Source organism: Paenarthrobacter sp. AMU7 (assembly GCF_041200195.1).
Lineage (GTDB): Bacteria > Actinomycetota > Actinomycetes > Actinomycetales > Micrococcaceae > Arthrobacter.
The window spans coordinates 202,785-224,173 of record NZ_CP165735.1 but is presented as its reverse complement, the minus strand read 5'-3'; the positions used below and the strand labels follow the sequence as shown (position 1 = coordinate 224,173).

The window sequence follows — 21,389 nt, the reverse complement described above, 5'->3', positions numbered from 1 at the left end:
GGTGGACCTGCAGAACTCCCTCACCTTGAACTACCAGAGCGGCGCGCAGGCGCAGCTGATCACCTCCATCGGCGCGGAATGCCCCAGTGTAATAACAGTGGGAGGCACGGAAGGTTGGTTGCGGTCCTCTGCTCCGCTTTTCAATCCGGCCGAACTCACTATTCAGTCACGCATCGGCACGCCGCGGACGGAGAAATTCGAGGTGCTCGGACACGGATTCAGTTACGAGCTGCGTGAGGTGACGCGTTGCCTGCAATCCGGGCTGACCGAGAGCCCGTTCATGACTCCAGCGGAGTCGGTTGGGTCGATGGAACTGCTGGATGAGGCCCGCCGGCAGATGGGGTTGCGGTATGCGAGCGATCAGCAGACTCCCACCGCAGCAGGTCCCCCGGCTGGCACTCCAGCACCTCACACAGCGCTTCGAGCGTAGTAAAACGCACGGCTTTGGCACGACCGTTCTTGAGTACGGCCAAGTTCGCCGGGGTGATGCCTACCTTCTCGGCGAGCACCCCGACGGGCATTTTGCGCTTGGCCAGCATGACGTCGATGTCCACGATGATCGGCATCAAATCACCTCGTCGAGCTCGGCCCGCAACCCGGCCGCCTCAACGTCCCGGGCAACGGCCTGCGCAAGGAGGGTCCGCAGCACCAGCACCAACAGCGCCACTCCCCCGATCATCAACGCTGCGCCACAGATCAGCATGACGACTCCCGGTGCGATATCGCCGGGCGCCAGGATCACTGCGATGCCAAACATCAGCACTGCTGCGGCAGCGATGGCACCAAAAATCACGTCCACAAAACGGAACGCTCCGTGCGAAAAGACCGTCCCACGCCGCACCATCGTCAGCAGCCGCCACACACAGACCGCAACCACCTGGACACACAGAATTCCCAGGACCACGATGACCAGCAACGCAATCCGCGGCCCATCAGGCGCACCCGCCTCCACTAGGTCGTTGGAAAGCAGGGGCACCATCCGTACCTGCACGAACAGCGAACCCGCCAGCACCATCGCGATCACTATGCGCAGGGCGAGGATCGTCAGCTTTCCCATGGACAACTCCTTTATCGAACAACAACCTGATTCTATCGATATTCGATACTTAAACAAGCATCGGATGCGACGGCAAATTAGTCAGCTTGCTTAGTAAAGCTGCATTCCCTAGGCTTGAGCAGGTCAGACAAACAACTCTCACAGTGGCGGCCCGCGCTTAAAAAGCACCCCGCCGCGCAATGGAGGAGGAACAATGTCAGAACACAACATCGCAGGCAAGAAGGTCGCATTCCTCTTGACGGACGGCGTGGAGCAGGTGGAACTCACCAGCCCATGGCAGGCGGTCAAGGATGCCGGCGGCGAGCCCACCCTCGTGGCTCCCTCCAAGGGAAAGCTCCAGGGTTTCAACGGCGTGGAGAAGGGTGACACGTTCGACGTCGACCTCGCAGTTGCCGACGCGGATGCCTCCGAATTTGACGCACTGGTTCTTCCGGGCGGCGTCGTGAACGCCGATCATCTCCGCGTTGACAAAGATGCGCAGAACTTCACTCGAGCCTTCTTTGAGCAGCACAAGCCGGTGGCATCCATCTGCCACGGCCCGTGGATTCTCATCGACGCCGGCGTGATCAAGGGCCGCAACGTCACCTCGTATCACACACTCCAGACGGATTTGAAGAATGCCGGCGCCAACTGGACCGACGAGGAAGTGGTGGTGGACCAGGGCTTGGTCACCAGCCGCACCCCGGACGACCTCCCCGCGTTCAACGCCAAGGTGGTCGAGGAGATCTCCGAGGGCCAGCACGCCGGGCAGACCGCTTAGCGGTCACCGACCCCCATACGGCAAGTGCCGCCGTCGTACTTTTACAAGAAGTACGACGGCGGCACTTGGCGTTTCACGAAGACTGGCTTCTTGAGTGTTTGCAAAATATATAGACCAGTCTATTATTTCTTCATGGCCTCAAAAGGAAACATGACAAAAGCACGGCTGGCAGAGTCAATGCTCCAGCTCATCCAGACCAGCGGTTACAGCGGCACGGGGCTGAATGCTGTGATCGAACACGCCGCAGCTCCCAAGGGGTCCATCTATTTCCACTTCCCCGACGGGAAGGAGGGCCTGGGCATCGCAGCGGTCGAGCTCGCCGCGAAACAGTTCGAAACGCTCATTGCGGAGGCAGCAACTTCCGCCGGCAGCGCGGCTGAGGCTGCCCGGGCCGCGATCGAGGCTCTGGCCACCATCGTCAGCGAGAGCAACTTCCGACTGGGTTGCCCGGTTTCCGTGGTCACCCTGGAGATGGGCGCAGAGAGTGAGCGGCTGAGACAGGCGTGTGCCGCTGCCTTCGAGGCGTGGATCGCCCCGACGTCCGCGCTCCTCGAGGCCAGCGGCGTTGACGCCAAGGAAGCCCGGTCTCTGGCAACCGTTGTTGTATCGACGATTGAGGGGGCGGTGATCGTCTCCCGCGCCATGCAAAGCACCCAACCCCTGTTATCGGCCGCTGACGTCGTGGCGGAACTCATCAACCAGCGCTGCAAGACCGTTGGCGGGACACGATGACGCCTCACGAAAACCCCCGTCACGCCCTGGTCTTCGGGGCATCAGGAATGGTCGGCCGACACCTCGTCCTGTCCCTCGCCAAAGCTGGCGCGAACGTCACAGCGGCAGTTCGGACCGCCGAGTCCGGAGCGGGTGTCGAGCGATGGGCCAAGGAGCATGGTCTGACACGGAGCATCAGAACGACCATTGTCGACTTCGATGCTCCCGAGATCATCGCGGGCGGGCCCTCGGCATTCCCGTCCATCACCGAGATCCATAACTGCGCCGGGTCCTACCGATTCGGAATGACCGCCCAAGAGGCACGCAGTGCGAACGTCGGCATCGTCGAGAAGCTGATCGACTTCGCCGGGGACCTCCCCAACTTGCAGCGCGTCGTCCACGTGTCGGGCTACCGTGTCGGCGGACAGGACCCTAAAACCGTTCCATGGTCAGAGGACCACCGCGCAGCGGTCTACAAGGAACTTGGCGCCTACGAAGCCTCCAAGGTGGAATCCGACGCCATCTTCCAGGCCCGGGCCCTGGAGGGTGGGGTCCCTTGGACCATCGTCAATCCCTCCAGCCTGATCGGCGACAGCGTGACCGGGGAGTCCGACCAGCTTATCGGGCTGGCCACCACCATCGAGCAGATTTGGCAAGGCACCGTAGCCGCACTGCCCGGAAACGGCTCGACGTTCCTCCCGGTGGTCACGGTCGACTATCTGGCAGCCTTCATGACGGCAGCAGCGGTCGATCCTGCTGCTGCAGGCAAGGCGTATTGGATTCTCGACGACGCCACCCCGCCGCTGGCAGACCTCCTGACCCATGTCGGCCGGCACCTCGGCGTCAACGTCCCACGGCTAAGGATGCCGATCGGGATCATCAAGCGGCTCCCGCAGCGGATCACCAAAGCGGATCCCGAGACGCTCACCTTCATGTCCGCCGACCGCTATCCGACAGAGTCCGCCGTCGAGTTCGCCCACAAACACGGGATTCAGATGCCGGATGTTCTGGTGTCCGTGGAGCGGTGGGCCGACCATCTGGCCGCTCATCGGTTTGGCGCCGACATGTCTGACGGTCGTCGATTCGTCGACGTCGGCGGTCTGCGCACATTCGAGCTCGGCGTACCCGGGTCCAGCCGTGTTGTCCTTCCCGGCTTGCCGGTCAATGCAGACACGTGGGCAGCCGTGGCGTCGGGCATCGGCGCGCGTGTCGTCGACCTGCCCGGACTCGGCCTCAGCAGTGGAACAGGCGTTCAGGACTGGGAACAGTGGCTGCCAGCTCTACTGGACGGCGGACCCGTTGACCTCATCGGCCACTCCATTGGTGCGGCTGCGGCAGTATTGGCGGCTTACCAGCTCCCGGCACAGGTCAAGTCCCTCACGCTGATCGCACCGTTCTTCCTTCAAGCCCCGAGGGGTATTTCGGCCAAACTATGGCCGCTGGCATCCGCCTACTTGCGACACATTGACGCCGCACGGCTGTCACGCCAGCTGACCGGATCAGAAGCCAGCGCCGCTGCTCTCACGTCCAGCCTCAGTGACCTCAAGCGAAGCAGCGCCAAGAGGGTGGCCAAGCATCTCGCCCTGGCGGGCTCCAAGCAATGGCGTGCTGAACTGCGGGAAGCGCTGGGGCGTTTCAGCGGCCCGGTCCGCATCATCGTGGGAAGCGAGGACCCCATCACCCCAGGAGCAGTTGAGCAGCTCGAGTCACTTCCAAATGTTGAGCTGATCACGGTGACGGGCGCCGGGCACCATCCTCAACTGACGCATGGCGATTCTCTGGTGACCCTGATCAACGGAATGTCCCGTGTGGACACGGCTCCCAAGGTTTCAACCGCTGACAGGCATACGGGTGCCTTATGAGATCCACAGGGGCGTGAATCTGGAGGTAGCCAGAGGTCCAAACTGGCTACATATTTCAGAGCCAGTTTGGGGGAGGCTGGTGTGATGTTGGTACGCAGAATCATTCAATTGCTCGCAGGCCTGTCACTCTTCGGCTTTTCCATCGCCGTCCTCATCAAAGCTGGACTTGGAATCTCCCCTTGGGACATCTTTCATCAAGGTCTGGGCCGGCTGACGGGAATCAGCACCGGAATGGTCATCATCGCGGTCAGCTTTCTCGTGCTCCTCCTATGGATCCCCCTGAGGATGCGCCCTGGTTGGGGCACTCTGGCGAACGCCGTGTTGATCGGCGCCTTCGTCGACTTGTCGATACCTTTGATTCCTCAAGCCAACGGACTACTCTGGCAAGTCGTCTACCTTGCCGGGGGGCTGGTGCTCCTGGCCGTCGGCAGCGCTTGCTACCTTGGGGCCTCCTTCGGCCCAGGTGCACGGGACGGGCTGATGACCGGCCTGGCGCAGCGGACCGGCTGGTCAATCCGCACTTGCCGCACATTGATCGAGGTAACAGTTGCCGCAGCCGGCTGGTTGCTGGGCGGGACCCTGGGGATCGGTACCGTGGCCGAAGCGTTTCTGATCGGACCGTTGATTCAGTGGCTCATGCCCTTGTTCAGTGTTCCTTCAGGCCCTCGAGAACCCTCGCCGGACAACCCACTGAGCAAGTCGACCGCCTCCTGAGCAGCAACGTCCGGGCGCAGCCTGCGGCGGAACCAACAATCCTGAAGCCTCCATGGCGGGACACCATCTCGCTGCGGGGCCGTCGCTTTGGCGGCGACGACTGGTTGACCGTCAAACCGCAGGACGCGCCAGGGCTCCCGTAGTTGCAGGGAACCCTGAAGCGTCGCGTCGTTTACTGCGCGCCTAAGCGGCCGTGGCGACCCAGCCTGAGCAGCCGTAGACGCCGGTGCCGGCGCTTCGGTTGTTGAGGCACGCCCGGACGTAAACGGTCCCTCGGAGTCCGCTGCTCTGAGCTTGGGCCTGCTCGCCGCTTCCCTGACTGTTGGTCAGCGTCGCAATGTAGGTAGTCCCGTTCGAAACGTACCTCAGCTGCGCTACGGATGAGACTCCATCCACGCGGGTGTCCCGGCTCGTTAGGACGTTGGTGGACGAGTTGTAGTAGGCGTAGGACCCGGTCACCGAAGCCGCTGCACTGGCGGAGGCCATCGGGGCCGTGGCCAGCCCTGAGATTGCAATAGCACCCGCGGCTGCAGCGCCGGAAAGAGCCAATCGTGATTTACGCATGTCGTAATTCCTTCCCCAGAATTTTTAGTGAATTACTGGCATCACACCCGCCCCAAGAATGTGTTGGCGATCACACCGCGAAGCCGCTTTGAGTCTCAAGCGGCTGAATTCTTTTGTCAAGTCAAGCGTCCGCCCGACTTTTGTGCACCAGACGCACTAGATAATTTGTCTGGCAAGCAGAGAATGTTCCACTCCCCTGGAAGAGGTACAGCCGAGGAACCTATTTGGTGCGCTCCAAGAGCCTGTCGATGGACCTCTCCTGTCGCTCCGCGGAATAGCTTTGGGTGTCGAGCAATGACACTGCATTAAGTCCCTCACTCAACGCCGAAACGTCCACCGCAAAAGATGTGACATCGTCGTGAGTCCAGTCCGGTCGTGCCGCCTCGGCCAGCCGTTCAATGCGGCGCAGCAGCATTCGATTACCTAGACGGTGATGTTCCGCGATGTCTTCATCGGCAACGGCTGCAGCGAGGAAACTGACCCAGACCCGCGCTTCGTCGGTTGCCCCGTGACGATATGCGGGCAGCGCACGAACGACATCCTGGAGTGCGCTGAGCGGGTCCGATGCTTTGGCCTCCACCTCATCGAGCCGGGCGACAGCGCGTTCAGTCAACGTCCTGCGCGCGTGAACTAGAAGGTCACGCTTCGTGGGGAATGTGTGGAACACAAGTCCGGTGGTGCATCCGGCTTCCTTCGCCACGGCGCTGGCTGTCAGCCCCGTCAGTCCGGCGCGAGTGAGCACAGCCCATGTGGCCTCTGTCAGGGCCCGTTTTTGTTTCTCGACGTCACGTGTTCTCGGCATGCCACTTCCCCTTCAATAAGCAATAAGATATCGTAGCGCACAATACGGTATTAATGACTACGGAATAAACGTGAAGTGGAGAGTTGTGAGCATGACTGATCGTGAGGCGGCAGCGGATGTGCTGCGCGCTTGGGCGTTGGATGAAAACCTCAAAGAAAAGGTGATGTCCTCGCCCTCGTTGGCATCCGTGGCAACGAGGATCGCCCGGCAGTATTCGGCAGGTGACACCGTTGATGATGCTTTGATGGCAGCTGAGCGCACCATGGCACGCGGGCACCTGGTCAGTATTGAATACGCAGGAGAAAGCGTCCGCGATGCTGAGCTGGCGCGTAAGGAAGCGAATGTCTTTTTGGAGCTGATCACCGCACTCAGGGCGGCAAGGATTATCAGCACCGTTTCCTTCGACCTCTCTCACGTGGGACTCCTCGTGGACCCCGGACTTGCAGCAGAGAACGTCCGCGCGATGGCCAAAGCCGTAGCGCCGTTGGGTACTTCGCTCATGATCTCCGCGGAAGGTTCAAACCGCACGGATCTGGTCCTGGACACCTACGACAAGCTGAGCGCTGAGGGGCTACCTGTGGGGATCACCGTCCAGGCACGCCTACACCGGAGTGCAGCCGACCTGGAACGGGTGCTGGAACGACCGGGCGTCATCCGTTTGGTCAAGGGAGCATTCCTTGAACCGGCCGACAGGGCTCACCCTCGCGGCAGCGGCGAACTTCGGGAGGCATACCTCCGTTTAGCGGGACGCATCCTGGAGACCGGACACCCGCTGTCCATCGCCACCCATGACGCAACACTGATCGAAGACCTCATCTCAGAACACCCGGATCTGATCCGCCGACCTGAAGTGGAATTCGAAATGCTACTCGGGCTGGGCACCGCCACCTTAGACCGATTGCGCAAGGACGGCTACGCCACCCGCGAATACTCGATCTTTGGCAACCAATGGTGGTTATACGTCTTGAACCGCATCGCAGAAGAACCCGAACGGGTCTTCACCGCACTCGTAGCCGCTGCCAATTAACTGGGCATCACCCTGGGTGGCCCACTCAAGCTCCACAGGGCAATAGTCCATCGACTATTGTTTCTGATTTAACGTCTTGGCGCTGACGGCTGCATGCCGGTTTGTACCGTTTGACCGTTGCCGTCTTCGATGACGAATTCACCGACGATGTTCTTACCCTCGGAATCGTAGACCGGGATCACAAACCGCTTCCCAGGCAGCTCTGGCCTTCATTGAAAGACAGCACCAACGCTTGGTTGATGGCACCGGGTACTCCTTCGCTATTGCTGATTCCTCTTCTGATCAGGCGGTTGGCCAAATCGGGCTGTGGCTGAAGGACCTCAGCCAAGGCCGGGCGAGCATTGGCTATTGGGTGGCGCCAAGTCATCGGGGGGAATCCGCTCCGTGTCGCCTCGAATCACTCACCCAGGTCTAGTGCGGGGCCAGCAGGCAACGTCCTCCGGCGCCCGCTCGAACTCGCCTCGAAACCCCAGCTTTTCGAGACACAGAGGCTATGAAACACCCCGGTGAGTTCAGAGAAGGAGTCGGAGACCGCGGGCGGGATCGCCTATCGGATCAGCTGATCACTTGAAGGACCTGAACACGATCGAGTCGAAAACGGCGCGCGCCTCTCTCATCAGCTCCGGATTGATCGATTCGTCGATATAGCCCACCGCAACGACAGCCCGCCGGCCCTCCAAGTCGACCACCCGGTAGGTCTCGTGTTCATTCTGAGTCGAGTACCAGTGTGTGCAGTGGTACATCATTTCTGAGTGGATGCAGAACTTGCCGCTGTCGCAGGCCGGGATGTCCACGTCGCCCTCGACGGAGTGGTCGAACTCGAAGCCGGGGTAATCGCCCACCATGATCTTTACGGGAGGAGTGCTTGCCGTTGACGATTGCGCCGCCATAGCCCTAGTGAAGGCCCAGTCCGCAGGACCGACATCGGCAAGGGCACCCCTCCAGTTGCATGCGTCCATCGACACATAGAACGCGGACCCAAGGGTCAGGTGGACGGCCCATTCAGCCGGGTGATCCGGGTCATCCTTGCCCAGGCTGTTGCCGTCGAGAGCAGACCAGCCCCCTGGAACGGTGATCTCGAAAGGCTCCTTGTAGCCGTCGACGGGGACTAGATATGTGCCGGCGTCGATATCGCCACTCTTCGGCAGCGGCGGGACCGTGCGAGGGTCGCGACTTTCAGGCAGCGGTGGGACCGTGCGAGCCTCCGTCATCGGAGAACTGGCAGACGGCAGGGATGCGTCGTCGAACTCATACTCGCACCCGCCGAGACATCCAATCAGTGCGATAGTCAGCAAGGGCAAGAAATGGCGTGACCGCTGAGCGGCCTTTTCGATGGGTGTCATAGAACTCATTGATCCACCAGGCCACTACAAGCTACTGTGAGGCCCCGCAGCCGGGTGGCCTCGCAGGCGGTCCGAGTTGGGATGCCGTCGCCCCAGTCTCCTCCGGTAGAGAACCCGTGACAATGAGAGTTGGATGGAAATGAGTTTCGACTCATGCAACCCCCGCAATGACAGGAGCGCCCTGAAGCAGCGGCGAGGAAACGCCAAAATTGCGGCAGCTTTCACCGCCCGAGTCTAACCAGCCAATGAGACCTGGCTGTAGCTCACTTCTCGTAACCCTTGGGATAAGAGACGTCTCACTGATGTAGCTCTGCTCCCCTGCGCAGCTTGCCATTCTGAACCCCGGCGGGTCTTGCAACTATGCCTCGCAACTAGGTGTTTCGAGATCGGTGATCATCGTTAGTTACAAGACAGGCACGTCACCCGATATTGGCGGTGCGGTCGGATGTGCCACTTCCTTGGAACTGGAACGCCCGAACCGGTGGGACGTCCGTCGAGGAAACGGCCAGCCCGTGTGACCGCCGTCCGCTGCTGCTGAGGAGCCGGACAATCACTGTTGAGTCGCCGACTTCGCGAGCTGGCTTGTTGGTTGCGCCGCCCTGCTGCTCCCGCGACGGCACGTACGGAGACTCGTTCTACGTGCTGTTCGCTGTCATGCCTCTATGGCGGTGATGGCGTAGTGGGCGATGCGGAGGAGGTCCTCTTTGCTTGCGCCGTCGCGGGCCTGCTGGCTCATACCTTGTAGCGTCGCTCCGACGAAGGCTGCCATTGCATGGGTGTCGGTGGATTTGGAGATCCGGCCTGCTTCGCGGTCCCGGGTCAGTGCTTCTGCCATGGCCAGGATGTTGTCGTTGCGCATTTTGGACAGCCGTTCTGCGACGTGGCGGTTCGCGGAGGTGACCGCGACGGCGGAGCTGATCACCAGACAGCCTCCCGGGAACGTTGTTGACGGGTAGTGGTCGGCGGCTTCTATCAGCAGCCGGCGCATGAGTTTCAGTCCGCTCTCTTCTTCTGCGAACGCGGTGGACATGAAGCTTCCGTGGGTTGCGTTGTAGTGGTCCACGACGGAGAAGAAGAGGTCTTCCTTGGAGCCGAAGGCCTTATACAGGCTGGGTGGGTTGATGCCCATGGCTTTTGTGAGCTCCGCCAAGGAGGTGCCCTCGTATCCGCTGTCCCAGAAGACCAAGGTGGCTGCTTCCAGGGCGTCGTCGATATTGAATTTCCGGCCTTGGCCTGCTTTTCCTGACATCGTCGTCCTCTCGTCGTTCCTCTCAAGAAGAGCCCCCAGCAGCCGGCATCTATTCCGGCTGCCTCCACGAGAGTGGTTTTTCATGCTGTGGCCAGCGCCACAATAAGTTTTCGAAATCTTTCTTGTAGTGATCGCTAAACGTATGTAAGTATCTCATTCATGAGCGAAACACACAAAGACCACATCGCCGTTGTGACTGGAGCCAGCCGAGGGATCGGTGCGGCAATCTCCTCCCGCCTTGCCACCGCAGGCTTGACTGTTGCTGTCCACTACGGACACGACGGGAAGGCGGCTGCGGAAGTGGCGGCCTCCATCGAAGCTGCGGGAGGAAAGGCTTTCCCTTTCCAGGCAGACCTTGGAGCCGACACCGCAGCACAGGATTTTTGGGCCGCCTACGACAAGGCCGCTGCCGAAGCAGGCGCCTTGAACCAGCCGATCCACGTCCTCGTGAACAATGCCGGGGTCACCCTGCGCGGGGCCATTGAAGACTTCAGCCGGGAAGATTTCCTAACCCAGCAGGCCATCAACGTCAACGCACCCTACTTCATCGTCAAGGAAGGGCTGACCCGAATCGCTAACGGAGGCCGCATCATCAACATCTCCTCCGGCGTCACCCGCATAGCATTCCCGGAAATCATCGGTTACGCCCTCACCAAGGGAGCTATTGAGGCCTTCACTCTGACCCTCGCCAAACACCTTGGGCCCAGGGAAATCACCGTAAACTCGGTCGCCCCAGGCGTCGTGGACACCGACATCAACGCTGGCTGGCTCCGCGGAAACGAAGAAGCCCAAGCCGGGGTAGCTGCCAGCAGCGCCCTGGGTCGCGTTGGCCAGCCCGACGATATCGCAAGCATCGTAGCTTTCCTTGCCTCCGACGAAGCGCGCTGGATCACCGGGCAGAAGATCGACGCCACCGGCGGCACCAACCTCTAACCCACCAGCACCATCTGGACGCGCACCGCGTCCGCGTTCTAACGCGTCACATCCGCACAGGGCCCAACCTAGGCCTGACTCGCATCACATCCAGGGGGAATCATGAACCGTGCCCGAATTCGTGGAATTGACCATTTCGGTCTCACTATCAGATCACTTCGCCAAGCGACCCACGACCTTAAGAACGCCCTTGGCGCTGAGGTCTGCTACGTAGAAGGACCGATCACTGATCGGGAACCCGGATGGATGGCGGCGAAACTGGGGGCTCGGGGAACCTGCTCATTGACGGTGACCGCAATGAACGTTCGCGGTATCAACCTCGAACTTTTCGAATACGACGGCGCCGAACGCCGCTCCTGGGACACTCCCCCGGGAGCGGCGGGCAGTTTCTTCCTCATCTTCCAGACCCCGGACCCTGACCGCGTGATCGCCAGGCTTTACAACGAAAACGCGACAGTCCGCCCCATCGAACACCCGATCAACGGGTATGAGATAGGACTGCCTTCCGGGATCAATCTGGCAATCCAGCACAGACCAGTGCAGCGCCTCCTCGGAGCAGTTGCGCTGAGCAGATACGACTTCGCAACCGCCCAACACCAACTAACATCCACTCTCGGCTTCAGCCAACAAGAGGCCATCACAGCATTCGGGGCCACTGGCTACCTCTTCAGCAGCGACCAAGGACTTCCGGTAGCAGTACTCCATGGGAGCTCCCCCTCACCCCGGCCAGCCAACAGCGACCTGGGCGGCCATCACGTCGCGTTCCACGCCGACGACGTGGACCAGACGGTCAACTCCTTCCGGACCATCAACGGCTACACCACCTTGGGTGAACCCGAGACCATCACAGATGGACCCATCGCCGGGGACAGGTGGGTGTACCTCAACTCACCATTCGGGCTCCAGCTCGAGATCATCAACATGCCCGACGGTACCCTGCCCTACGAAAAGGACGCCGCTGCGCTCCGGACCCCCATCGCGATCGGAGCGTTCTCTTGAGCCTCACCGCCTCCCGCCGGTCAATGCTCAGCGCCAGTGGTGCACTGCTGGGCGCCATCGCCCTGACCAGTGCGCCCGCACGAGCCCAAGCGACCGAGACCCCAGCCCGAACCGGAGGCTATCAAGTCATCACCTCACTCTCCGAACAGTTCGATGACCTGCAACAAGGCACGAACCTGCGATGGAAAGGACAGGCCCAGCGCATCGCATTCCCCCGGACAGCAGCCGAGGTCGCCGAAGAACTTCGCACCGTCCTGCGATTGGGACTGAAACCATCTGCCCGCAGCGGAGGGCACTGCTACGAAGGATTCGTCGCCAACCCGGCCGTAAAATCCATCATCGATCTCTCCGCCATGGACCAAGTCCGCTGGGACCCCGAGATGAATGCCTTCGAGGTAGGCGCCGGCGCGCAGCTCGGACTGGTCTACCAACTGCTCTACAAGCAATGGGGCGTCTATGTCCCCGCCGGGAACTGCCCCACCGTAGCTGCCGGCGGCCACATCGCCGGCGGCGGCTATGGATCAATGAACCGCCGCGACGGCCTCGTCGTCGACCACCTCCTGGCCGTCGAAGCCGTCCACGTCCGCCAGGACGGTTCTGTCACCACCAGCCGCGGCACCCGGGACCCGCAGGACCGTCACCACGAACTGTGGTGGGCCTACACCGGCGGCGGGGGCGGGAATTTTGGCATCGCGACCCGCTACTGGCTCCGCAGCCCCTCAGCCACGGAAAACCGGCCAGAAAAGGCCTTGCCCTCACCGCCACGTCACGTCTGGCTCAGCACCGTCTCCTGGTCCTGGGATGACATCGATGAAGCATCATTTACTCGCCTATTGAACAACCACGGCCAGTGGCACGAAAACCACGCCGCCCCCGGGACCCCGGAAGCGAACCTTTTCGCCCAACTCAAAACCTGGCACCGCTCCAACGGCTTCATCACCATGGACACCATCGTCGATGCAGCAACCCCTGACGCCGAAGGCGTCCTGAACCGCTATCTGGCAGCGATCTCGGCGGGAATCCCTCCGGCGAAGGTAACCCAGCGACGACTCGTGCCGTGGATGCAGGCTACGCAGTGGACCGGTTTTACCGGACCCGACTCGACCCGTCGGTTCAAAGGCAAGTCAGCGTACCTTCGTCGAACCTACACGCCCGAAGCAATCGCCGCTGCGTACCGGGGCCTGAACGATCCAACGATCACCAACCCAGGCGCGTTGCTGATGATCGCCTCCTACGGAGGGGCCGTGAACACCGTCGCCCCGGACGCGACAGCCGTCCCCCAACGGGACTCCATCATCAAATTCCAGGTCGTCTCCATTTGGGACAACCCCGAAGATGACCAAGCCAACGTCACCTGGACCCGTAACACCTTCCGGGGCATGTTCGCCTCCACCGGAGGAGTCCCTCCGCTGAACTCCACAGCAGATGGCGCTTTTATCAACTACGCAGACACGGACCTGGACGACAGCACTTGGAACACCTCCGGGCTGACTTCGTTCGACCTCTACTACAAGGGCAACCTGCCCCGTCTCAAACGCGCACGCGCCACCTACGACCCGAAGGGAGTGTTCTCCCATGCCCAAAGCATCCCTCTTGCCTGAACCGACCGGAACACTTCCGGTAACTGCCCGCCGCCTTGACGCCCTGACAGGGCTCCGCTTCTACGCTGCGCTGCTTGTTTTTGCCTTCCACATCAGCCTGAGCCGTTTCTACCTCGGCGATTCGGGCCTAGTTGAACCCCTGCAGTTCATCCTCAAAAATGGCGGATGGTTCGGCGTCACGTTTTTCTTCATCCTCTCCGGATTCGTCCTCATGTGGTCAGCCCGCGCCGGTGACACCCCCGGAAGGTTCATCTGGCGACGAATTGCCAAAATCGTCCCGAACCATGCCGTGACCTTTTTCATCGCCCTGGCCATCGGCGGGCTCGGCGCCTCCACGATCGGTGAAGCGGTCGCCAACCTGTTACTGGTCCACGCCTGGATACCTGCCGACACCGCTTTCTTCAGCATCAACCACCCCAGCTGGTCACTCTCAGCCGAACTCTTCTTCTACCTCGCGTTCCCGTTCGTTCTTCCACTGGTGAACCGCATCCCACGCCACCGGCTACTTCTCATCGGCGCTGCACTGATCGGACTGATCACGCTGGCACCGCTGGCCGCCGGGTTGCTCCCAGCAGGGGAACTCTTCGGCCCCAACCACGCCCAATCACCGCTGTTCGGCGCCTCCATCCCGCAAATCTGGGCCGTCTATGCACTGCCACCGGTCAGGCTCCTCGAGTTCGCCCTGGGCATGCTCGCAGCCCGGGCGGTGCGTGAGAGAAACCTGCCGACCATCCCGCTCGGCCCGTCCCTCCTGCTCGCGGCCCTCGGCTACGGGGGGTCCCTCTTTCTCCCCATCACCTGGCAAATGGACGCCGCCTACGTCATACCCGTGCTGCTGCTTGTCATCGCCGCAGCGCAAGATACATCCCCGCCGGGAATCTTCGCCTCCCCCGCAGCGGTCCGCCTGGGCGAACTGTCCTTCGCGTTCTACATGGTCCACGACATCATCCTGACCCTGACCCGCACCATCGTCGGACCGGCCACGCTGCAGCCCTTGCCCGCAGCCATCACCATTCTGGCCGCCTTCGTGCTCAGCCTCGGCTGCGCCCACCTGCTCTGGCGGCTGGTCGAAGTCCCCTCCAACAACGCACTGCGTTCCCGAAACCCCTTCCCCGCACGACCCACCATCTCCCGAGAGGCCTGAAATGACTACCATCAACCGCGCATGGACCGTCTCCGCCCAGCAGGATGTGCAATACAGCGTCGAAACCACCTTTGACATCCTTGACCCAGCCAACCCGACATTGGTCGATGGAGAACACGGCGCACGACGACTCATCGTCACCGACACCACCGTCAACGACCTCTACGGCGAGAAAATCCGCGCCTACGCCGCAGCGAACCTCTCCGAATACAAGATCCTGGTATTGCCCCATGGCGAAACGAATAAACGCTGGAGTGCAGTGGAAACTGTCCTCGAAGCCATCGAAACCTTCAAACTCGACCGTCGGCGTGAACCCGTGATCGCCATCGGCGGCGGAGTCCTCACAGACATCGTTGGTTTCGCCTGCAGCATTTACCGCCGCAACACCCCCTTCGTTAGAGTTCCCACTACCCTGATCGGAATCGTTGACGCGAGCGTCGGAGTCAAGACCGGAGTGAACTTCCAGACCGGCAAAAACAAAATCGGCACCTACTTCGCCGCATCCCGCAACCTCCTCGACACCTCCTTCCTCAGCTCCCTGGACCCGCGCCATGTCTCCAACGGACTCGCGGAGATTCTCAAAATCGCTCTAGTCAAGGACGAAGAACTGTTCGCCCTGCTCGAAGAGCACGGCGCGGCTGCACTGTCCGGACGTTTCCAACAGCACACGGAGGCCGAACAACAGATCATCGACAAAGCCATCACCGGGATGCTCGAAGAGCTGGAACCCAACCTCTGGGAACAGACCCTGGAACGTTTGGTCGACTACGGCCACACCTTCTCCCCCACCGTGGAAATGACCGCCTTACCTGAACTGCTCCACGGCGAAGCCGTCTGCCTGGACATGGCGCTCACCACCGCCATCAGCGTCCACCGGGGCCTGGTAACCGTAGACGAAGCCTCCCGGATCTTTAGCGTCATGCGCGCACTGGGTTTGCCTGTCACCCACCCCTCCATGAACGTCGATGTCCTGGTTACGGCACTCATCGACACCACCCGCCACCGCAATGGACTCCAGCGCCTGCCTCTGCCCACCGGAATCGGCGCGGCAACCTTCATCAACGACCTAACACCCGGTGACATCGAAGCAGCACTGAACATCCTCACCGGCGCCGTGAACCGGGAACTGGAAAGGTCTGCCGCATGAACATCCTCACCAAAGTGCCACCCCGGCCCCGCACCCCCACCGGACACGCCACCGTCCTGGGCGTCCACGGAGCAGCAGGCACCACCGGATGGAAGGCGTTCTACACTCGGCGGGAGCTCGAATCCGCGACAGAAGCCGTGGAATGGGCGACTCTCCCGCCGGGGGGTGTCAGCGGTGAACACCGCCACACGCGCACCGAGGAAATCTATTTGGTTCTGGAGGGAACGGGTGAGTTTTTCCTCAACGGAACAGCGCATCAGGTCAGCCCAGGGACCCTCGCTTTGACGACACCAGGGAACACTCACGGCCTGCGTAACACCGGCTCGACGACGCTGAACTGGTGGGTCATTGAGACCCTCACACCACACACCCAGAGCTACCTCGAAGGCACTCTCCACACAGAAAGGCCGCCCATGCCTGCCCGGATCCATGACCTCCACGCAACCCCCCGAGTCGAGACACAAGGGACCTTTGACGGGCCACTGGCCGCCATCGAACGGCACACCCTCGCCGCAGGACAGAGCCTGAACCTCGGGAAGCCCGGCGCGGAAATCGCAGGTTTCCTCAACACCGGCAGCGCTACCCTTTCATTTGCCGACACCACCGCCACCATCGATGCGCCCACCTCATTCCTGGTGCCCAACGGGTCTCCTGCCTCGCTGGCAGCAACCTCCGACGTGGAATTGTTTGCCGTAGAGCTCAGGACCCCCGGCTCATGATCATCAACACACCGGACCCGGCAGATTACTGGAGCTGCCTGATCCGCCGCGGAATGCTGCACAGCGAAACAGAAGCCATCGAGCACTGGAAGCTGGCACCTCAGCAAAGTATGGCCCTCGGCGACCAAGGCGTGCACGAAGCGTTCATCATTCTTTCCGGTCAGGTCGACATCGAAGGCCGGAAGCTGTCAGCGGGCTCTGTGCTGTTGGCACCAGCCCAAGACCAGGGAACCCTGCGTGCCGAGACGGAAACCATCCTGCTAAGCGTCAGGACGTACCCTCAGACGGTCACCAGTAACCTCCCGCCCAGGGTCCCCGAGCTGCCCGAAAGTGAACGTGCCATCTGAAACGCGAAGGGGAGGGCAGCTCACAGACTGGGCCCTGCCCTTCGCACTCTTTTTCGCCGTCACAGTCGAGATGGCCCCCGCCGGCGCGCTTGAACACATCGCCAAGGCCTTCAGTTCAGACATTGGAACCGCCGCCGCCGGTTCCAGCCTCTACGCACTCAGCACAGCGGTACTTGCGCTTCCGCTTTCAGCCCTGGCCCAACGATTCAATCTCCGAAAAACAGCCGTCCTCACCGCCGGCATCTTCACGGTTCTCGGCCTCGCCACCAGCGCTGCCCCGGACATGTCGACCTATCTGATCCTTCGATCAATCCAAGGAGCCGCCCACGGCGCGTTCTTCCCCCTGGTCCTGGCCCTGGCGGCCGCGGCCTCGCCCAACAACACCGGCAAAGCAACAGCCAGGGTTCTCTTGGGGAACGGCTGCGCCCTCGCCCTCGGCGTACCCGCAGCCGAAGCCCTAAGCTCCCTCGACTGGCGGATCCCCCTTGCCCTGGCATCCTGCGGCGTCCTCGCAGCCATGATCTGCGCACCGCAACCGCAAGCACGGACCACGCCCACTGAGATGACAACCACGGGCGGTTCCAGCGGAAGTTTCGTGCCCATAGCCCTCATCCTTGCCGTGAGCCTGGCCGGACACTTTTCCTACTACACGTTCCTCGCACCCCTGGCCACCCACGCAGGAACCCAGCCGTCCATTGTCTTGGCGGTTTACGGAGGAGCCGTCATCATCGCCACAGCACTCTCCGGACGTCTGGCCGGCAAAAGACGCCTGCAACGTGCGCTTATCGTCTTAATTGCCGAAGCTGTCATCGTCGCTGGCGCCGCCCTGCTCGCAGGACCCTTAGTAGTGTTCGCAACGGCAGCCCTGGCAGGAACCTGCTTCGGCCTGCTACCCACCCTCATGCAAACAGAAATCCTCGACCGATCCCTCGGAAACCAGACCATAGCCTCCGGGGCGGCAGTAGTCGCGTTCAACGCAGGAATCGCGGCAGGATCCGCAGGCGGAGCAACACTCGTGGGAGTCTCGATCCAGACACCCGCACTCATCGGCGCCTGCCTCCTCGGCTTCGCCGCCATCATGCTGGCCTTCGCGGGAAGAAACACCAGCGCACAAGAGCCAGCAATGACAAGCAGCGCTGCAAGTCACTGATCCGATCGCTTGTCCGACTTCCTTAGAACTGGGACACTCCCCCGTTCAAGCCAGATGTCGTTTTCAGAAGCTGACTGCACTGAATGTCAGAAGTCGACTGCACTGGCAATTGTGCGCGTAGGAGGATGCCTCAACGGGACGGACATTGGCATGCTGTCCGTTGTTTCGAGCTTGCCACGTCCCCCTAGGGTGTTGTCCATGACTGAGCGTTATTTCTTCTCCGCCGAAACGGACAGAGTTGATCGTGCCCGCGTGCACCAGTGGCTCAGCGAGCAATCCTATTGGGCCTATTGGGCGCAGGATCGGGCTCGTGAGAAACAGGATGCAGCGATGGACGCCTCTCGGAACTACGGGGTGTACGACATCGGATCTGGAGAGCAGGTGGCTTATGGTCGCGTCGTGACTGACGGTGTGACGTTCGCGTGGCTCTGCGACGTATTCGTCGCAACCGAAGCCCGCGGTCAAGGCATCGGCAAGATGCTAGCCGCTGGCGTAATCGCGGATCTGGAACCTCTAGACCTGAAACGCATTCTGCTTTCAACTGCCGATGCGCACGGTCTCTACGCCCAATACGGCTTCACCGAGCTAAGCGAGCCATCGAAAATGATGGCTCGCGTCCGTTGATCCATCCCCCAGCGGGCAGGATCGTCTGACTAGCAGCAGAGGTAGGGTCGACTGCATGATGTCGAGAGGAGTTTGATTCGAAATGAATACGATTCATCGCAGTAAGAGCCAACAGCGCAACTGGCTGAAGATACTTCTTTACGGCTCGATCGCCAGCGGAGTGTTGGCGCTACTAACGGCAGGATTGACTTTAATTCTGTTCCAGGAAATTGAGAGCAGGGGTGACGTTACCAACGCGCATGATTTCGGGTGGCGCGCAGTCGCGCTTGCCGTGTTGTCCCTCGTGCTCTTCACTCTCTACCTTATCCGTCGCAATGCGCAGCGTAGGAGGTCCCCGCAAACGTAGAAGAATGGCTCCAACCCCGTGACGTGAACATGGTGCCGACACAACGAATAAGTGAGGCACTCTTCTGCAGGATCCACTAGGGAACAGCGGTGTTGCCGGCCTTCCCCGTGATCACCAAGGCGATAAACCCAACGAAGACGAGAGTTGCGATCAATAAGACGACCATTTGCACCCGGTCCATGACAAGTCCTGACGTCAATGTCTCATAGCGTACGAGCATCACAGTACGAGCTACGCACGTCCGTTCGAGGATCCTTCAGCGGACGCCGGGAGTCCGGTGAAGTGTTGGGCCTGACTCCAGCTGGGGGCTTGGATTCCCTGACCAGGTGCGCAGTCCTTCTGACCGGATTCACGAATGCATGTTCGGAATAGCCAGAGGTCTTTACTCTGGCACGTAGGGAAGGGTGTTCATCAGCCGTGCTAGCTCAGCCTGCAGTCGTCGGACTTCCTGGGACCCAAACCCAACACGCGTTTGGAACTCGTGTTCGTCGACAGCCTCCAAGGTCTCACGAAAAGACCCCCAGAATATTTCGAGCTCATCGACAGCTAGCGTCAGCCTGACTTTCCTTACAGGTACCTCAGAGTCAAATTCCAGCTGCATAGTTCACTTCCAAAAATCCGGCTACAGGGACTTGAAGTAATCGTAGCCATCTCATCGTTGCCGAGCTTCGGTCAGCGGCGCGAGCGAAGGCAAGCTGTGGGCGTCCGGGTGAGGGATCCCTTGCGGACATTGCGCCAAGCGGAAGAACGAAGACACTGCTCTACCAGTTCTAGAGCTGGGACTCGCGAGCTGGCGCTTGATCGCTGGAGGGGCCGCATTGTCGGATATATCCGCTGGATGCTGGCATCCATATCAGCACGGAACCGGCAAACGTCAAGATCAGGACCGCTACTGCGAGAGGCGTCAGGACGAGATTGAAAACTCCTCCGAGAGCCAAAACAGCCAAGATAGAAAGAACTACCCTCGCCCAGCGTTGACCTCTGAGGAGTCCCAAAGCTGCCCGGATCTGAACAGCCATAAATAGAAAGAGGAACAGACCGCTAACGAGCATAACAATGACGCTCGCGTCCCACGTGAACATCAAGACGACTGGCTGAATGCAAGCTAGGATTGCGGCTGAAAGCCAGAGGTAACTTGATGTTCGAAGCACCTTGGGGAGGCTGCCTGCTGTCCTTTGTGCGACAGGATGGACCATCTTCGAATCCTCAATCTTCAGCAACATGTTGGGGCGGCTAGACCGCAAGGTTTCCAGACTACAGGCGAGCGAATATTTGTCCGTTATTCGGTAGGTGGGTTAATGAGCCACGCAGCGAGCCGTTCTTCCTCCTCAGTTTGTAGCGGCGACGTCGTCGGTTCTGTCCAAAGGACGGTGCCTCTCCCGCAGATTCGAAGGCCCTCGTACAGTAGTAGTTCCTCGCCTATCCGTATTGTGAACCAGGCGGGTGCTTCCTCGGGCGGAACTATCACGGCGCGGCTGGATTTCCCCGGGCTGATGTTCTGTTTGGAAAATCCGAGCACCGGCGCAGCCGTCAGCTCACCGTCTGCCCAGCCCGGAAGGCCCCAGTTCGGCCGATAGGTGAACCGACTTTCGGGTGAGTGACCGCCTGGAAGGGCACTCTGCCGGCCCCCGCTCTTGAAGAGATGCAGGTTGATTCCAAGCGCCAAGGTACTAGTCGGATTGATGGGCACACTGTAGCGCCCGAGGCTCTCCAGCCAGTCAGTCCGGCGACAAGACACGACCGCCCGTAAGGCGGTCCCCCACCGGCCGCATCTGACGTGCATCTACATCGCCGCCGTTCCAGCGCTACGGGATTCCCGTAAGACCCGCCCGCAAAAATGCCCGGTGAAGGTGCCCTAAACGCTACACGGTTAGCCGTCCCACTTCCTTAGTACTGGAACACTCTCGTTGGGACGGTCCCACTCGGCCGATTTAGGCGGCGACGGCACCCCGACACCGCGCCCCGCCGCAAAACGGACTAAAGGGCATCCACGCCGGGGCATCTTGCAAACGGCTTTAGGCCATTCATCAAGGCACTTTTGAGCACTGGTGGAATGCCGAATCAGCCTCGACGTAACATTTCAGTCCCGTATGTTGTCCCAAAACATCCCCTGCAACCAGCTGTTACAAAGACAACTTCCGGGACAGTTGGGTTGTGACTCGGGAGCCCATATCCATGCGTGGGTATACAGCGGCCTGCCTGACGCCGACGATCTTCAGCCGCAACTGAAATGCCGGCCACCGCCGTCGTAATGTTGCGCAGGTCACACATGGCACATACGCTGGGGGCG

The 21,389-nt window shown here is 60.8% G+C and carries 21 protein-coding genes; 15 read left to right on the top strand and 6 right to left on the bottom strand.

The features are described from left to right. Window positions 1-278: 278 nt before the first annotated feature. Window positions 279-566, bottom strand: coding sequence for a helix-turn-helix transcriptional regulator (locus ABQM86_RS01080; protein WP_337340186.1), 288 nt, complete (start codon window positions 564-566; stop codon window positions 279-281). Next, the gene (locus ABQM86_RS01075; RefSeq protein ID WP_207595671.1) at window positions 566-1,057 is read right to left on the bottom strand and encodes a DUF2975 domain-containing protein; all 492 of its coding nucleotides are present in this window, start codon (window positions 1,055-1,057) and stop codon (window positions 566-568) included. The genes ABQM86_RS01080 and ABQM86_RS01075 overlap by 1 nt, the downstream gene beginning before the upstream one ends. Window positions 1,058-1,250: 193 nt before the next feature. Here ABQM86_RS01075 and ABQM86_RS01070 point away from each other — a divergent pair, with 193 nt between their 5' ends. From ABQM86_RS01070 to ABQM86_RS01055, 4 genes are all read left to right on the top strand, one after another. Beyond that, on the top strand, window positions 1,251-1,817 hold the full coding sequence (locus tag ABQM86_RS01070; RefSeq protein ID WP_280625520.1) for a type 1 glutamine amidotransferase domain-containing protein: 567 nt from the start codon (window positions 1,251-1,253) through the stop codon (window positions 1,815-1,817). 150 nt (window positions 1,818-1,967) lie between these two features. After that, the gene (locus tag ABQM86_RS01065) at window positions 1,968-2,549 is read left to right on the top strand and encodes a TetR/AcrR family transcriptional regulator (RefSeq protein ID WP_242703469.1); all 582 of its coding nucleotides are present in this window, start codon (window positions 1,968-1,970) and stop codon (window positions 2,547-2,549) included. Then, window positions 2,546-4,390: an alpha/beta fold hydrolase gene (locus tag ABQM86_RS01060; RefSeq protein ID WP_369745732.1), complete on the top strand. Its 1,845-nt coding sequence runs from the start codon at window positions 2,546-2,548 to the stop codon at window positions 4,388-4,390. Before ABQM86_RS01065 ends, ABQM86_RS01060 begins: the two co-directional genes overlap by 4 nt. Window positions 4,391-4,474: 84 nt before the next feature. Then, the gene (locus ABQM86_RS01055; protein WP_369745731.1) at window positions 4,475-5,104 is read left to right on the top strand and encodes a YitT family protein; all 630 of its coding nucleotides are present in this window, start codon (window positions 4,475-4,477) and stop codon (window positions 5,102-5,104) included. A gap of 183 nt (window positions 5,105-5,287) precedes the next feature. Here ABQM86_RS01055 and ABQM86_RS01050 read toward each other — a convergent pair whose 3' ends face one another. After that, the gene (locus ABQM86_RS01050; protein WP_280625508.1) at window positions 5,288-5,668 is read right to left on the bottom strand and encodes a hypothetical protein; all 381 of its coding nucleotides are present in this window, start codon (window positions 5,666-5,668) and stop codon (window positions 5,288-5,290) included. A 220-nt stretch (window positions 5,669-5,888) separates the two neighbouring features. After that, a complete protein-coding gene (locus ABQM86_RS01045) occupies window positions 5,889-6,470 on the bottom strand; it encodes a TetR/AcrR family transcriptional regulator (RefSeq protein WP_280625504.1) in 582 nt (193 codons plus the stop codon). 91 nt (window positions 6,471-6,561) lie between these two features. Here ABQM86_RS01045 and ABQM86_RS01040 point away from each other — a divergent pair, with 91 nt between their 5' ends. Both ABQM86_RS01040 and ABQM86_RS01035 read left to right on the top strand, forming a co-directional pair. Beyond that, a complete protein-coding gene (locus ABQM86_RS01040; RefSeq protein ID WP_280625499.1) occupies window positions 6,562-7,497 on the top strand; it encodes a proline dehydrogenase family protein in 936 nt (311 codons plus the stop codon). A gap of 232 nt (window positions 7,498-7,729) precedes the next feature. Continuing rightward, a complete protein-coding gene (locus tag ABQM86_RS01035) occupies window positions 7,730-7,912 on the top strand; it encodes a GNAT family N-acetyltransferase (protein WP_280625494.1) in 183 nt (60 codons plus the stop codon). A gap of 148 nt (window positions 7,913-8,060) precedes the next feature. On the opposite strand, the gene ABQM86_RS01030 is transcribed toward ABQM86_RS01035, so the two are convergent. Together ABQM86_RS01030 and ABQM86_RS01025 are read right to left on the bottom strand one after the other, a co-directional pair. Beyond that, window positions 8,061-8,849, bottom strand: a complete 789-nt coding sequence (locus ABQM86_RS01030; protein WP_369745730.1) for a hypothetical protein — start codon at window positions 8,847-8,849, stop codon at window positions 8,061-8,063. Between the two features lie 643 nt (window positions 8,850-9,492). Continuing rightward, the gene (locus ABQM86_RS01025) at window positions 9,493-10,089 is read right to left on the bottom strand and encodes a TetR/AcrR family transcriptional regulator (protein ID WP_280625488.1); all 597 of its coding nucleotides are present in this window, start codon (window positions 10,087-10,089) and stop codon (window positions 9,493-9,495) included. A 159-nt stretch (window positions 10,090-10,248) separates the two neighbouring features. Here ABQM86_RS01025 and ABQM86_RS01020 point away from each other — a divergent pair, with 159 nt between their 5' ends. The 9 genes from ABQM86_RS01020 (at window position 10,249) to ABQM86_RS00980 (ending at window position 18,753) form a co-directional block, all read left to right on the top strand. After that, window positions 10,249-11,022 (top strand): SDR family oxidoreductase, encoded by a 774-nt coding sequence (locus ABQM86_RS01020; protein ID WP_280625485.1) that lies wholly within the window; start codon window positions 10,249-10,251, stop codon window positions 11,020-11,022. A gap of 297 nt (window positions 11,023-11,319) precedes the next feature. After that, window positions 11,320-12,021, top strand: a complete 702-nt coding sequence (locus tag ABQM86_RS01015) for a hypothetical protein (protein ID WP_369745729.1) — start codon at window positions 11,320-11,322, stop codon at window positions 12,019-12,021. Next, window positions 12,018-13,622, top strand: coding sequence for an FAD-binding protein (locus ABQM86_RS01010; RefSeq protein ID WP_280625478.1), 1,605 nt, complete (start codon window positions 12,018-12,020; stop codon window positions 13,620-13,622). Before ABQM86_RS01015 ends, ABQM86_RS01010 begins: the two co-directional genes overlap by 4 nt. Continuing rightward, window positions 13,597-14,766 carry an acyltransferase gene (locus ABQM86_RS01005; RefSeq protein ID WP_280625475.1) on the top strand — a complete coding sequence of 390 codons (1,170 nt, stop codon included), beginning with the start codon at window positions 13,597-13,599 and terminating at the stop codon, window positions 14,764-14,766. Before ABQM86_RS01010 ends, ABQM86_RS01005 begins: the two co-directional genes overlap by 26 nt. A gap of 1 nt (window position 14,767) precedes the next feature. After that, window positions 14,768-15,913, top strand: coding sequence for a sedoheptulose 7-phosphate cyclase (locus ABQM86_RS01000; protein WP_280625473.1), 1,146 nt, complete (start codon window positions 14,768-14,770; stop codon window positions 15,911-15,913). Beyond that, window positions 15,910-16,632 carry a cupin domain-containing protein gene (locus ABQM86_RS00995; RefSeq protein WP_280625470.1) on the top strand — a complete coding sequence of 241 codons (723 nt, stop codon included), beginning with the start codon at window positions 15,910-15,912 and terminating at the stop codon, window positions 16,630-16,632. Before ABQM86_RS01000 ends, ABQM86_RS00995 begins: the two co-directional genes overlap by 4 nt. Continuing rightward, window positions 16,629-16,979, top strand: coding sequence for a hypothetical protein (locus tag ABQM86_RS00990; RefSeq protein WP_280625468.1), 351 nt, complete (start codon window positions 16,629-16,631; stop codon window positions 16,977-16,979). The genes ABQM86_RS00995 and ABQM86_RS00990 overlap by 4 nt, the downstream gene beginning before the upstream one ends. Continuing rightward, the gene (locus ABQM86_RS00985) at window positions 16,969-18,129 is read left to right on the top strand and encodes an MFS transporter (RefSeq protein WP_369745728.1); all 1,161 of its coding nucleotides are present in this window, start codon (window positions 16,969-16,971) and stop codon (window positions 18,127-18,129) included. The genes ABQM86_RS00990 and ABQM86_RS00985 overlap by 11 nt, the downstream gene beginning before the upstream one ends. A gap of 198 nt (window positions 18,130-18,327) precedes the next feature. Further along, a complete protein-coding gene (locus ABQM86_RS00980; RefSeq protein ID WP_280625464.1) occupies window positions 18,328-18,753 on the top strand; it encodes a GNAT family N-acetyltransferase in 426 nt (141 codons plus the stop codon). Window positions 18,754-21,389 lie beyond the last annotated feature (2,636 nt).